The sequence below is a fragment of the Microbacterium sp. genome (genome assembly GCF_051953575.1).
In the GTDB taxonomy this organism is placed as follows: domain Bacteria; phylum Actinomycetota; class Actinomycetes; order Actinomycetales; family Microbacteriaceae; genus Microbacterium.
Map to the genome: position 1 here is coordinate 1 of NZ_JBQCIP010000132.1, position 12,409 is coordinate 12,409.

18 protein-coding genes and 1 pseudogene are annotated in these 12,409 nt (G+C 68.0%); 9 read left to right on the forward strand and 10 right to left on the reverse strand.

Translation table 11 applies throughout. From position 1 onward, the window contains the following. Both ACTHNQ_RS08405 and ACTHNQ_RS08410 read left to right on the forward strand, forming a co-directional pair. Positions 1-720: pseudogene (locus ACTHNQ_RS08405) on the forward strand (short-chain dehydrogenase); the annotation flags it as partial. Beyond that, positions 717-947: a putative acetyltransferase gene (locus ACTHNQ_RS08410; RefSeq protein WP_440332764.1), complete on the forward strand. Its 231-nt coding sequence runs from the start codon at positions 717-719 to the stop codon at positions 945-947. The pseudogene ACTHNQ_RS08405 and the gene ACTHNQ_RS08410, both read left to right, overlap by 4 nt. A 44-nt stretch (positions 948-991) precedes the next feature. On the opposite strand, the gene ACTHNQ_RS08415 is transcribed toward ACTHNQ_RS08410, so the two are convergent. From ACTHNQ_RS08415 to ACTHNQ_RS08425, 3 genes are all read right to left on the reverse strand, one after another. Further along, positions 992-1,750, reverse strand: coding sequence for an SDR family oxidoreductase (locus ACTHNQ_RS08415; RefSeq protein ID WP_440332765.1), 759 nt, complete (start codon positions 1,748-1,750; stop codon positions 992-994). 76 nt (positions 1,751-1,826) lie between these two features. Then, the gene (locus ACTHNQ_RS08420) at positions 1,827-2,165 is read right to left on the reverse strand and encodes a hypothetical protein (protein WP_440332767.1); all 339 of its coding nucleotides are present in this window, start codon (positions 2,163-2,165) and stop codon (positions 1,827-1,829) included. 77 nt (positions 2,166-2,242) lie between these two features. Next, positions 2,243-3,151, reverse strand: coding sequence for an RNA polymerase sigma-70 factor (locus ACTHNQ_RS08425; protein ID WP_440332769.1), 909 nt, complete (start codon positions 3,149-3,151; stop codon positions 2,243-2,245). Positions 3,152-3,410: 259 nt separating this feature from the next. Between ACTHNQ_RS08425 and ACTHNQ_RS08430 the strand changes: the two genes are divergently transcribed. Then, positions 3,411-3,761, forward strand: a complete 351-nt coding sequence (locus tag ACTHNQ_RS08430; RefSeq protein ID WP_440332770.1) for a LysR family transcriptional regulator — start codon at positions 3,411-3,413, stop codon at positions 3,759-3,761. Positions 3,762-3,774: 13 nt separating this feature from the next. On the opposite strand, the gene ACTHNQ_RS08435 is transcribed toward ACTHNQ_RS08430, so the two are convergent. After that, a complete protein-coding gene (locus ACTHNQ_RS08435) occupies positions 3,775-5,439 on the reverse strand; it encodes an ABC-F family ATP-binding cassette domain-containing protein (RefSeq protein ID WP_440332772.1) in 1,665 nt (554 codons plus the stop codon). A 68-nt stretch (positions 5,440-5,507) separates the two neighbouring features. Here ACTHNQ_RS08435 and ACTHNQ_RS08440 point away from each other — a divergent pair, with 68 nt between their 5' ends. After that, on the forward strand, positions 5,508-6,836 hold the full coding sequence (locus ACTHNQ_RS08440; protein ID WP_440332773.1) for a flavin monoamine oxidase family protein: 1,329 nt from the start codon (positions 5,508-5,510) through the stop codon (positions 6,834-6,836). Positions 6,837-6,855: 19 nt separating this feature from the next. On the opposite strand, the gene ACTHNQ_RS08445 is transcribed toward ACTHNQ_RS08440, so the two are convergent. The 4 genes from ACTHNQ_RS08445 to ACTHNQ_RS08460 all read right to left on the reverse strand — a co-directional run bounded on the left by ACTHNQ_RS08445 (position 6,856) and on the right by ACTHNQ_RS08460 (position 8,370). Then, positions 6,856-7,218: a nuclear transport factor 2 family protein gene (locus ACTHNQ_RS08445; protein WP_440332775.1), complete on the reverse strand. Its 363-nt coding sequence runs from the start codon at positions 7,216-7,218 to the stop codon at positions 6,856-6,858. Positions 7,219-7,298: 80 nt separating this feature from the next. Next, the gene (locus tag ACTHNQ_RS08450) at positions 7,299-7,649 is read right to left on the reverse strand and encodes a metallopeptidase family protein (RefSeq protein WP_440332777.1); all 351 of its coding nucleotides are present in this window, start codon (positions 7,647-7,649) and stop codon (positions 7,299-7,301) included. Between the two features lie 227 nt (positions 7,650-7,876). Further along, positions 7,877-8,173, reverse strand: coding sequence for a helix-turn-helix transcriptional regulator (locus ACTHNQ_RS08455; RefSeq protein WP_440332779.1), 297 nt, complete (start codon positions 8,171-8,173; stop codon positions 7,877-7,879). Positions 8,174-8,178: 5 nt separating this feature from the next. Next, complete coding sequence (locus ACTHNQ_RS08460; protein ID WP_440332781.1) at positions 8,179-8,370, reverse strand: DUF3263 domain-containing protein; 192 nt, start codon at positions 8,368-8,370, stop codon at positions 8,179-8,181. Positions 8,371-8,433: 63 nt separating this feature from the next. On the opposite strand from ACTHNQ_RS08460, the gene ACTHNQ_RS08465 reads away from it, so the two are divergent. After that, positions 8,434-8,631: a hypothetical protein gene (locus tag ACTHNQ_RS08465; RefSeq protein ID WP_440332783.1), complete on the forward strand. Its 198-nt coding sequence runs from the start codon at positions 8,434-8,436 to the stop codon at positions 8,629-8,631. Next, complete coding sequence (locus ACTHNQ_RS08470) at positions 8,631-8,798, forward strand: hypothetical protein (protein ID WP_440332785.1); 168 nt, start codon at positions 8,631-8,633, stop codon at positions 8,796-8,798. The genes ACTHNQ_RS08465 and ACTHNQ_RS08470 overlap by 1 nt, the downstream gene beginning before the upstream one ends. Before the next feature lie 28 nt (positions 8,799-8,826). Here the strand turns inward: ACTHNQ_RS08470 and ACTHNQ_RS08475 are convergent, their stop codons facing one another. Then, positions 8,827-9,891 (reverse strand): XRE family transcriptional regulator, encoded by a 1,065-nt coding sequence (locus tag ACTHNQ_RS08475; RefSeq protein ID WP_440332787.1) that lies wholly within the window; start codon positions 9,889-9,891, stop codon positions 8,827-8,829. Then, the gene (locus tag ACTHNQ_RS08480) at positions 9,891-10,508 is read right to left on the reverse strand and encodes a hypothetical protein (RefSeq protein ID WP_440332789.1); all 618 of its coding nucleotides are present in this window, start codon (positions 10,506-10,508) and stop codon (positions 9,891-9,893) included. The genes ACTHNQ_RS08475 and ACTHNQ_RS08480 overlap by 1 nt, the downstream gene beginning before the upstream one ends. Positions 10,509-10,623: 115 nt before the next feature. On the opposite strand from ACTHNQ_RS08480, the gene ACTHNQ_RS08485 reads away from it, so the two are divergent. From ACTHNQ_RS08485 to ACTHNQ_RS08495, 3 genes are all read left to right on the forward strand, one after another. Beyond that, complete coding sequence (locus ACTHNQ_RS08485; RefSeq protein WP_440332791.1) at positions 10,624-10,929, forward strand: hypothetical protein; 306 nt, start codon at positions 10,624-10,626, stop codon at positions 10,927-10,929. Positions 10,930-11,051: 122 nt separating this feature from the next. Continuing rightward, positions 11,052-12,086, forward strand: coding sequence for a hypothetical protein (locus ACTHNQ_RS08490; RefSeq protein WP_440332792.1), 1,035 nt, complete (start codon positions 11,052-11,054; stop codon positions 12,084-12,086). After that, entirely contained in the window at positions 12,083-12,301 is a 219-nt protein-coding gene (locus ACTHNQ_RS08495) for a hypothetical protein (RefSeq protein WP_440332794.1), read from the forward strand. The genes ACTHNQ_RS08490 and ACTHNQ_RS08495 overlap by 4 nt, the downstream gene beginning before the upstream one ends. Positions 12,302-12,409 lie beyond the last annotated feature (108 nt).

Here is a 12,409-nt window from a genome sequence, read left to right on the forward strand (position 1 = left end):
GAGCTGGCGCCGCTGCCGAACGGCCCCCTGCCCGAGCTCGTCACCTTCGGGCACACGAACGACCGCCACCCCCAGGCGCTCGAGCGCTCGGTGACGGCGCACCCGATCCTGGCAGCAGCCGCCTCGCGTGCCGATGAGCTCACCGAGCAGGCGATGGCGGCGGGCTCCAGCTCTCTGGAGCGGCTCGCCGCCGGAACGGCGATCGACGCCGGCGGGCTCATCCCCGACCTCGACCACAGCAACTCGTGGGTGCAGCGCGTCGAAGAGGTCGATCCGCTCGAGATGCTCGAGGTGCAGCTGGCCAACACCACGGCGCCGTTCCTGCTCGTGTCGAAGCTGCGGCCGTCGCTGGCCGCGTCGAGCGCCCGCCGCACGTACATCGTCAACGTGAGCGCGATGGAGGGCGTGTTCAACCGGGGCTACAAGGGTCCCGGGCACCCTCACACCAACATGGCCAAGGCCGCGGTCAACATGCTCACCCGCACGAGCGCCCGCGAGATGTTCGAGACCGACCGGATCCTCATGACGAGTGTCGACACCGGTTGGATCACCGACGAGCGCCCGCACCCGACGAAGGTGCGCCTGGCCGAGGAGGGCTTCCACGCCCCGCTGGATCTCGTCGACGGCGCCGCCCGCGTGTACGACCCGATCGTGCGCGGCGAGGCCGGCGAAGACGTCTTCGGGGTGTTCCTCAAGGACTACGCCCCCGGCGCCTGGTGAACCTCCCCGAACCCGGCCACCGGGTGGTCGTGCGGTACATCCTCCCCAGCGGGCAGGCGACCGATGCGTTGGGCGAACTGCTCAGCGCGGATGCCGCGACCGTCGTGGTCGACGGCAAGCGCGGCGTCGAACGCATCCCCCGCGGCGCGATCATCGCCGCGAAGGAGGTCCCGCCTCCGCCGGCGCCACGCCCGCGCACCCTCCCCTCGATCGCTGACCCGCAATGACGAAACGCCCCGATAAGCTCGGGGCGCTTCGCTTGTGGGAAAGGCTACGAACGCGGCGGGTTGGCCGGGAGCCACTCGTCGAGGGTCGTCGCGAACACCTGCACACCGTCGATCGGCATGAGGGTGCGCTCTTGCATGCGGGCGCCGAAGTACGGCGCCTCGGGATCGGTCACGACCTCGCGCGCGTCGCCTCGGAACGCCAGTCCGCGCCGCACGAGCTCATCGAGCCCCATGACCTCAGGACCCGCGATCTCGATGTCGCCGTCGAGTGGATCCCCGGCGGCGGTGCGCGCCACCGCCGTGGCGACGTCTTCGGCCGCGATCGGCTGCATGAGAGTGCCCGGCAGGTGGATCGCGCCGTCCTTGCCCGAGACCTCGGCGATGCCGCCGATGAACTCGAAGAACTGCGTGGCGTGCACGAGCGAGTAGGGCAGGCCGGACTCGCGGATCAGCCTCTCCTGTGCGGCCTTCGCGGCGAAGTACGCGATGTCGTTGGGCCGGTCGGTGCCGACGATCGTGAGGGCGACGTAGTGCCCGACTCCGGCGTCGCGCGCCCCTGCGACGAGGTTGTTGGTCGAGGTCGTGAAGAACCGCATGACGTCGTCGGGTGCGAACGACGGCGAGTTCGATACGTCGACCACGACGTCCGCGCCGCGCAGCACGTCGGCCAGGCCCTCGCCGGTGATCGTGTTCACGCCGGAGCTCGGGGATGCCGGAACGGCCTCCTGGCCATGCGCGGCGAGTTTCGCGACGACCTTCGAGCCGATCAGTCCGGAGCCTCCGATGACGACGATCCTTGCCATGATGTGCCTTTCGTTGTCGAGCGCGCCTGCCGCGCTCACCAGCTAGGACCGGGACGGGACCGGATCTGTGAGACGGTCAGCCGCCGCTCCACCGCGCGAGCTTGTCGGGGTTCAGCACGAGCCACGCTTCGAGGATGCGCCGATCGCGCACCCGGACGCCGAGGATTCCCGCGACTCCGGCATCGCGGCACACGACGACTCCCGGCATCCCGTTGACGGCGTCGACGCGCAGCGTCGTCCCGGGTGCCCACAGCACCTCGGCGAGGTAGGCACCCACTCGGGTGGCGCCCTCGAGCACCGTCGCGGGGGCGGGGACCCTCCCTCCGCCGTCGACGGTCAGCGCGACCCCAGGGTGCAGCATCCGCTCCAGCCCGTGGCTGTCGCCCGCCACGATGACCGTCACCAATGCGTGCACGACCCGATCGTGTGGGGCGCGGCTCGACCTCAGGCCCCGCAGCGAGCGACGCAGCCACGACGCGTGGTCACGGGCGGTCACGCCCCGACCTGGGCATGAGCGAGCTTGCCGGGGCTCATCACCCACAGCAGCTGATGGATGCCGTCGGCGCCGGCGGTGACCGTCACGATCGTGGTGACCACACCGTCCAGCGCGAGGGTGGCCGCAGGCTGCCCGTTGACCTCGATCCAGCCGATGCTCTTGCCGGTCCAGAAGTGGCTCGAGAACGCCGCCACGAACTTCGCCACGCGGCTTCTCCCGATGACCGGGATGCGGGCGGCGAGCGCCGCGCCGTTGCCGTCCGTGTAGCTGACGACGTCTGTGGCGAACAGCCGCTCCAGGTCGCCCACGTCGCCTTTCTGGGCGGCGACGAGGAACGCTTCGAGCAGGCGCCGCTGCTCGGCGGCTGCGACCTCTGCCCGCCGTGCGGATGCGAGGTGCTTGCGGCCTCGGCTGACCAGCTGGCGCGCGCTCGCGACGCTCGTCGAGATGATCTCGGCGATCCGCTCGTACGGGTAGTCCAGGGCCTCGCGCAGGATGTACGCCGCTCGTTCGGTGGGCGTGAGCTTCTCCAGCATGAGCAGGATCGCGAACTGCAGCGCCTCGCCGCGCTCCGCCCCGAGGGCGGGGTCGGCGTCCGTGTTGACCGGTTCGGGCAGCCACGGGCCGATGTAGGTCTCGCGGCGGGCACGCGCCGACTGGGTGGCGTTGATCGCCAGCCGCGTGGCGATCGTCGCGAGGAACGCGGCCGGATCGTGGATGCCGTCACGGTCGGCGTTCTGCCACCGGATCCAGGTCTCCTGCACGATGTCTTCCGCGTCCGCCACGGTTCCGAGCATGCGATACGCGATGCCGAAGATGCGCCGGCGGTGCTCGTCGAAGACGGCCACCGCGTTCTCCAGACCGTCGGGGACGCTCGTCTGTGTTTCCGCCTGTTCGGTACCCATCGCCGGGCTCAGAGTACGCCCGCGGAGCCGATCAGCCCCGCTCCCGCAACGACAGCGATCCTCATGTCGGCCCCTCTCCGTCCTTCGCGCGCGGGAAGGCACGCGTCATCCAGCTCAGACCGGATGCCGCCCCTGTCTGTGACAGATCTCCCGACGTCGCAGCCGCCGACGCCGCAGACACCCTGAGCGCGGGCGGTACGGTCGTTATGACCGGTGTCGATGAACTCCGACGCGACCCCGGCGCACGAAAGGTCCCACCGTGAAGCTCACCCAGCTCGAGCAGTTCGTCGCCGTCGTCGACAACGGCGTCCACGTGCCGCGCGCAGCGGACGCGCTCGGGATGCCGCTGGCCGCGCTGTACTCGACCATCGAGAAGCTCGAAGAAGAGGTGGGGCATCCCCTGTTCACGCGCAGCAAGTCAGGGTGGTCCCTCACCGGCCCCGGCGCGCTGCTGCTCGATGAGGCCCGCCAGCGGATCGCGGACGCCCCTGCGCCGGCCGCGAAGCCGTCCGTCCCGGCGGGCGGCAAGGCGAAGGCGTCGAAGGGCAAGGGGCGCGCTCCCGTCGTGAAGGGTCAGCCGAAGCCCTTCAAGAAGCGTCAGGGGCGCTGAGGCCCCACGGCGACTACAGCTCCGTGACCAGCCCGGTATCCACGCGCCAGTGACGGTCGAGCTCGACGGCGTCCAGCATCCGTCGGTCGTGGGTGACGAGCAGGAGCGTCCCGCGGTAGGTCTCGAGCGCCTGCTCCAGCTGCTCGATCGCGGGCAGGTCGAGGTGGTTCGTGGGTTCGTCGAGCACCAGCACGTTCACGCCGCGGCCCTGCAGGAGCGCCAGCGCCGCGCGGGTGCGCTCTCCGGGTGACAGTTCCCCCACCGGCCGGCCGACGTGATCGGCCTTGAGTCCGAACTTCGCGAGCAGAGTGCGAACCTCACCCGATTCCATCGAGGGGACGAGCGCTTCGAACGCGTCGGCCAGCGGCTGCGTGCCGACGAGGAGCGACCGCGCCTGGTCGATCTCGCCGATCTCGACGTTCGCGCCCAGGCTCGCGGCCCCCTCGTCGGGCACCTGCCTGCCGAGCAGTGCTCGCAGGAGCGTGGACTTTCCGGCGCCGTTGGGGCCTGTGATGCCGATCCGCTCCCCCGCGTTCACCTGCAGCGACACCGGGCCCAGGGTGAACCCGCCCTGCCGCAGGACGGCGGCGCTCAGGGTCGAGACGACGGTGCTCGACCGTGGCGCCGACCCGATCGTGAACTCCAGCCGCCACTCCTTCCGAGGCTCTTCCACCTCTTCGAGCTGTGCGATCCGGCTCTCCATCTGACGGACCTTCTGCGCCTGCTTCTCGCTGGACTCCGTCGCAGCCTTGCGACGGATCTTGTCGTTGTCGGGTGACTTCCTCATCGCGTTGCGCACGCCCTGGCTCGACCACTCGCGCTGCGTCCGCGCCCGGGCGACGAGGTCGGCCTTCTTGCCCGCGAACTCCTCGTACTTCTCCCGTGCATGGCGTCGGACCGTCTCGCGCTCCTCGAGGTACGCGTCGTAGCCGCCGCCGAACACCCGATTCGAATTCTGCGCGAGGTCCAGCTCCAGCACGCGCGTGACGCTGCGCGCCAGGAACTCGCGGTCATGGCTGACGAGCACGACGCCTCCCCGCAGGCCGCGCACGAAGGCCTCCAGGCGCTCGAGGCCGTCGAGGTCGAGGTCGTTGGTGGGCTCGTCGAGCAGCACGATGTCGAAGCGTGAGAGCAGCAGCGCCGCGAGGCCGACGCGCGCGGCCTGACCGCCCGAGAGCGACGTCATGAGCGCGAGTTCGGGCGGCGTCCCCCCGAGGTCGAGGCCCAGGTCGGCGAGCACGACCGGCAGGCGCTCTTCGAGGTCAGCGGCGCCGCTGGCCAGCCACCGGTCGAGCGCCACCGAGTAGACGTCGGCGGGGTCGGCGTCGGCGACCGACAGCGACGGGTCGCCGAGCGCGGCGGCTGCGGCATCCATGTCCGCCGTCGCCTGCGCGCAGCCCGTACGACGCGCGATGTAGTCCGCGACCGACTCGCCCTCGACGCGTTCATGCTCCTGGGGAAGCCACCCGACGAACGCATCGGCGGGCGAGTACGTCACCGAGCCCGCCTGCGGCTCGTCGATGCCTGCCAGCAGGCGCAGCAGGGTCGACTTCCCGGCGCCGTTCGCGCCGACGACGCCGACGACGTCGCCGGGTGCCACGGTGAGGTCGAGCGAGTCGAAGAGCGTGCGGTGGCCGTACCCGCCGGCCAGTCCGCGCGCGACGAGTGTTGCGGTCATGCCTCGATTCTCTCAGTGCGCTCGGGCGAGGTCGGCACTCGAGGCCGCGGTGCGCAAGGATGACGGACGTGGAACACTTCGACACGATCGTCGTCGGCGCCGGTGTCGCCGGCCTCTCCGCAGCCCGGCTGCTGACCGACGCCGGCCGACGCGTGGTGGTGCTCGAGGCTCGCGACCGCATCGGCGGCCGCGTGGTCACCGACCGTACGGGTGGTGTCGCCACCGATCTCGGCGCCTCGTGGATCCACGGTGTGACCGACAGCCCGGTCGCCGCCGCGGCCGAGGCGTTCGGCATGCGCACCGTCGAGTTCACGGTCGGCGGCTACCAGCCCGACAGCCGTCCCATCGCGTATTACGGTCCCGACGGGACGAGATTGACGGATGCCGCAGCCCAGGGATTCATCGACGACATCCACGCCGTCGACCGGGCCCTTGTCGACGTCGTCGCCGCCTCGGCTCTCGAAGAGTCCTACCGCGATGTCACCGACCGCGCCATCGCGTTGCAGGGGTGGGACGCGGAGCGCAGCCGGCGCGTGCAGGAGTATCTCGAGCACCGGTCCGAGGAGCAGTACGGCGCGTGGATCGACGACCTCGCGGCACACGGCCTCGACGACGACTCGATAGACGGCGACGAGGTCGTGTTCCCGGACGGCTACGACCGGCTTCCCACGAGGCTCGCCTCGGGGCTCGACGTCCGGCTCGAACACGTCGCGTCGCGGGTCGACTGGTCAGACGGACGCATCGCAGTCACGACGGACCGCGGCGGTTTCACCGCAGACGCCGCCGTCGTCACGGTGCCGGTCGGCGTGCTGCAGTCCGACGACTTCGTGGTCGAGCCCCCGCTCCTCGAACCCGTCGCCGGCGCCCTCGCACGCCTGCGGATGAATGCGTTCGAGAAGGTGTTCCTGCGCTTCCCGACGAAGTTCTGGGACGACGACGTGTACGCCATCCGGCAGCAGGGTCCCGAGGGCGCGTGGTGGCACTCGTGGTACGACCTCACCGCGTTGCACGGCGTGCCGACGCTGCTCACCTTCGCCGCCGGTCCGGCTGCCGTCGCGACGCGCGACTGGCCCGAGTCCGACGTCGCCGAGTCCGTCCTCGCGCAGCTGCGACGACTGTACGGCGACCGGGTCGAGCAGCCCACGCGGATCGACGTCACCGCGTGGCAGGACGACCCGTTCGCGCGCGGCTCATACGCCTACATGACCGTGGGATCGACCACGGCCGACCACGACGACCTCGCCACCCCGATCGGCGGCATCCTTCACCTCGCCGGCGAGGCGACGTGGACCGACGACCCCGCGACCGTCCCGGCCGCGATGCTGTCGGGTCACCGCGCGGCGGTGAACGTTCTCGGTCGCGACGTCGCGATCGAGAGGCTGTGGGCCGAGGGCTGAGACAACGCCCTCGGACGCGTCACGCCGGTTCGGGGACGACCAGGGTGCGGAGCGCGGAGATCCGTCCGTCGCGGACCGTGATGATGTCGATTCCGCGTACGACAGGTGCGCCGACGGGACCGAAGGCCCACGCAAGCGCACCGGTGTCTTCGCCCGCGTACGGAATGCCGTCTTCGACGAACTCGAACTCCGCCGGCGCCCGGTCCAGCAGTTCCGCTGCTTTGCCGTCCAGTGCCGCACGGCCCACGCCGGTGCCTTCGGGGTCCGTGAATACGACATCTTCGGTGTAGACCCGGGCGACAGCGGCGCGGCGGGCTTCGGCGTCACGGCTGTTGAAGACCTCGTGCAGATTGGCGTGCAAGAGCTCCGTGACTGATGTCATGGCGCTTCCCTTCGTCTCGTCGTCCAGAACGTACATGCGGGTCGGTGCGGGTCCGGCCTGACACGAGGGGCGGGCTGTGTCTAAGCCCACCCGAGCTGCCGCAGGCGCGCGTCGTCGAGCCCGAAGTAGTGTCCGATCTCGTGGACCAGCGTGATCCGCACGCGCAGCCGCAGAGCGTCGAGATCCGGACTGTGCTCCTGCATGTTGTTCTTGAACAGGGTGATCCGGTCGGGGAGCTCGCCGTAGCCGTACACGCCACGCGTCTTCAGCGGGCGCCCGCTGTAGAGGCCGAACAGCCGTGGCCGCTCCCCTGCAGGCTGGTTCGCGATGAGGATCGCCACGTTCTCGAGTCCCCGGACCATGTCGGCGGGCAGAGCTTCGTACTCCTCCGCGACCATCGCGTCGAAGTCCGCGTCCGAGATCTCGACCATGCCACCATTGTGCGCGCCCTGAACAGACGAAGGCCCCGATGTCCGCAGACATCGGGGCCTTCATCCAGTGACAACGGCAGTGGAGATGGGGGGAATCGAACCCGACGAGACGTCGCACCAGGACGCGGGCACAGCGAATTTGCGCGGAAGTTGGAGGGGATTGAGGTGGCGTCAAGGTGGGGTCGGGTGGAGCGAGTGTGCCCAAAACGTGCCCACATGGCCAGGTGTCAGGAGTGGGCAGCGATCCAATCCTCGACGTCCGCCCTGCGGTACTTCACAAGTCGACCCAGCTTCACGTACGTCGGCGCGCCGGGTCGCTCTGAGGAGCGCCAATTCGCGAGCGTGCTCGGCGCTAGCCCGATCAGCTCCGCTGCCTCGCGAGGGGACAGCAGCAGTGACGACGCGACAGGTTCAGGTAGCGAGTTGCGTTCGCGAAGCAGCTCATCCGCACGTGCCTCGACCACTGCCGCGAACCACACGGCCGCCTGCTCGATGATCGAGTTCAGTTCGCTCTGTCGGCTCATGCCGGTCAGGATGCCACCCGCGCACCCCGACGCGCGACGATGTGCGCGGTGATCGCGTCGTGTGCCTGTCCTTCGAGAGAGGCGGCCGCCCGCTGCAGCAACTGATAATAGCGAGCCGGCTTCACCCCGAGTTGCCGGATGATCGCCTCTTCCTTCGCGCCCGTGTGGCGCGGCCATGCGCGCTCGAAGTCGAGCAACTCCCCAGTCCCCATCACGGCATCCCACCACGTGCCGCCGACATCGCGCGTACGCTCGACGGCATGGACCCAGCGGATCTCTACACGGCGCAGTTCGACGTGGTCAGCGCCGGCGGTGCCCGTAGGTTCACGGTCGGTACAGAGTGGCGCGACCGAGAGGGTGACGGAGCGATCCCCACCGAGGCTTGGTTTCACGGTGAGGAATTCCGGCTCGACGTCGAAGACGACGACGGGATCACGATCTACGTGAGGCGGCTCTGATGGATGAGCTCGACGACGGCGCCCAGTTGCGCTGCCCGGCCGATGGCATCCTCATGCGCGACATCGACGGCGGGTGGGAGTGCCCCGAGTGTGGGCACGTGATAGCCCCCGTGGTGAAGATCGTGATGCCACCAGCGTTCCGTGGGCCCACGGTGCACGGCGGCTGAGATGCCCGGCCAAGGCAATCTCCCCGGCTCATACCGCCCGCAGGTGCGCTCGGCGGGTTGAGCGAGGAAGCTCGACGTCGTATCGGTGGGCGAACTCATTCGAGAGCAAACCTGCGACGTGCGCGAGTTCCTCGACCGAATAGCCGTGCTCCTCCAGGTGGATGCGGATGAGCTGCCGCATGACCGTAGGCGTGTCACGGTCGATCGTCCCGGGCTCAACCTTTCTCCATCCGCGCTGGGACATCTGCACCTGCAAGCTCCGGTACCGGGTGTCGTCGATTACTCCGAGATCGCGGGCACGTCGGATAATCGCCGCCATGGACACTCGCCACGCAACCTTCAGTTGAGCTGCTCTTTGCAGATTGAGCCCTTTGAGTTGAGTCCGAATCTCGGCCGCCGGCATCAGGAACTCGGCGGCGAACTCATCGGCCTCCCTCTCAGCTGACTCGGGAGAGGTCATCTCGCCATGCAGCACGAGGTGCGCGAGCTCGTGGGCGAGATTGAACCGATCACGGTCGGCCGGCTGCTTGTCATTCGTGAAGATCAGGTGCGGCGCCCCGTCGAGGGGCGGAATGCTGACGGCCGAGATCTTCGGAGACTCGAGATCGACAGGAACGATGACTATTCCGGCCCTTTCGAGGGTCGCTGCCATATTGCGGATCGGCCCCATGGGGAGTGCCCACATGGCGCGAACGGCGCGCGCGGCCTCTGCCGGCCCGCCGATCTCAGTGAGGTCGATCGCCGGAATCGTGTAGCGCGCATCGATGTCGATTGACTGGATCAGGCGCGCGAGCCGCATCCGGGTGAGGTTCACCTGAGCGTGGATCTTGCGGAGCGAAGCTTGCGGAAGAGTCTGCTGCTTCCGGTGGTAGAAGACGGAGCTACCGAAGCCATGGACTTCATCGCCCCACGCGAGTACTTCCCGGGGATAGCTCAGGGCGGCTGCGATCTTGTCGATTCGCTCGTCGTCGGCGGGCGCGAGGCCATGCTCGATCTTCGACATTGTCGCTGGCGACACGCCGATTTCACTCGCCAACTGCGAGCTCGACATCCCCCGTGATTCCCGCAGAAGCTGAAGCATCTGCGGGTTCATCACTGACCCTCGGCTTCCTTCTGTTCGTCGATCTGCTGCCCGCGACGCGTGCTGCGGACGCTCGGCCCGTCGAGGTCGTCCAAGGGGCGGATGTCCGCGGGGGTGCTGGCCACCGTGCCATCCTCGCGAAGGTCAATTGACCAGAGCAGCGTTCGCCCGTAGTGGCACGCGACCGCGACAACATCCAGTCCCTGACCGATCTCGTCCGGGTAGTAGCCCACGGTGACGTAGGTAACTGCCATGCCGTCCAGAGTGATCGATTGGTACTGAATCGCGCGACGTTGCTGCGTCGGGATTCCAGACGTCGAAAGACGACGCGGGTGGTTGAACTTCTTGACGCGGACTTCGATCCGACCGTCATCGATGGACGCGCTGAGGAACCGACGAGACTTCGACGTGTGCACGCCCACGGAGTCGAAGTAGTTCTCCAGTCGATGGGCGATGAAGTCGTAGACCGCGTTGGCTCGGGTGGTCGTGCTCGCGACAGCCATCGCAGGATTGAGGCGGAGCGTGTTGTGCCACTCTTCCCAGCCCTCTTCCACGCACTTCCGCATAGCTTCAAGGTGCGGTTCGAGGTGAGGGCGAGCCTCGTCTTCGGTCATCAGATCTTCGATCACGCACACAACCCTGCCCTATAAACTTTTGTGTGTCAATCTTTCGTCGATATTTCGTGGACGTCGGCGACGATGTAGCATCATGGTCTCGGCCGGAGGAAGGATCCCGGCCACTCCCGTGACGAAGAACAGGCGCTACGAAGCGCATTACGACGCCCTCAACGATCACGCGATCGCGCACGCACCAGCGAGACCGATCACCATCCCCTCGTCGGCGTACGGGCCGCAGGAGCTCCACTGGGTGCGGCCGGGCGAGACGAAGCCCGCCGTCTGGGTGTGGGTGTCGTGGCCGGAAGAACCAGCGGAGCGAGTTGCCGGGTTCGCGCGGGGATGGAACGACCGCGTCGTGAACGTCGAGTGGGAGACGCCGCGCGGGACGATCGAGACGATGGTGTGGCGGAACGCGGTCAGCCACCGATCGTAAAAGGTTGAGGCTGTGCGCCGCGCAGAATTCCGGGATCGACGGGATAGATCAATGGGCCGGTGGGACGACGTCGAGGTCATGTAGGCCGAATGGGGGACAGACAGCCCCGCCATCTTCCCCCTATGGTTGCCGAACGTGCACCTCGGGAGTGCACAAGAAAGGGCCAGTCAACAATGAAAAATCCTCGCCGATCCGGCCTCATAGCTGGTATCGCCGCCGTCGCGCTGCTCATTCCCGCAGTGCCCGCGTATGCAGAATCTGACGCCACCACTTCCGCCGATGAGGTCGCGGCTACGGTCGCGGGCCTCGCCCCAGTCGAAGTCGTCGCAGCGGACCTCGATGCGGTCTCATCCGGAGTCGCCGCGTCTCTGAATGGGGGCGGCACAACCGTTGTCGCCACCGATCCGACCGACGGGGTTCAAGTCAGCTCGCCAGACGGCGTAACGGTGCTGTCATTTTCACTCCCCGGAGCCGCGCATCTCGACGATGCTGTGGTCGCTAACGACGGGTCGGTGACCTACGTTGGTGACGCGAGCACTCCTTCTGTCAACGTCGTCGCCGCCGATGACAGCATTCGTGTGAGCACCATCATCGAGAATGCCGCGCAGACGGAGCAGTTCTCCTACGACTTCGGCGCCGGGGCCACGGTCGAGATTCAGGAAGATGGCAGCGCGATCGCGTACGTGACCGAGCCGGTTACCAATCCGGAGACGGGCGAGACGCTCGATGCTGAGAGGATCATCGCTGATGTCGCTGCCCCCTGGGCGAAGGATGCGAACGGGCTCGATGTTCCGACGCGATACGAGGCCTCGGGATCGGTGCTCACCCAGGTGGTCTCTCACGCGGACGGGGACTACGCGTACCCAGTCGTAGCTGACCCGACTTATGACCGGCCCAACTTCGTCCAGTACCGGGTGCGCTTCAACCGCGCGGAGACCGCGACCATCGCCTCCGGCGGGGCCGGAATGATCGCATCGATCGGCTGCGGCCCCATGCTTCCTGTATGCCTGGTGGCGGGCGCTACCATCTGGTGGAACGCGAGCGTCGCCCAGAACTCCAGCCCGAAGCGCTGCGTCCAGATCACAGCGACGATGCCATACGTCGTGCCCGGCCTCATCTGGTGGGTCGACACCTACTCAGGAGGACCGTGCCGATGAGAGCAGAACCCCACACCTGGTTCGGGGTTATCACCCAGCCTGGCCGGCAGCTCACGCTCACGATCCTGATGGGCTTGCTGATCGTCGCCGTCACCGTGCTGTCAATCTTGTTCCCAGCACTCGGGTCGTGGCTGTTCGTGGCGACAGCTCTGGTTGCCGCCGCGTGGTACACGCACATGATGCGTCGGTGGAATGCTGTGCGCCGTCGCAGCTAGATCGAGGCGATAGAAGGTGGTGCTCCCCGCCCCGGACGGGGCGCACCACCTTGAATCGCCGCGATCTAGCTGGGCCGGGGCAAAGCATTACAACGACCCATAAAGTGC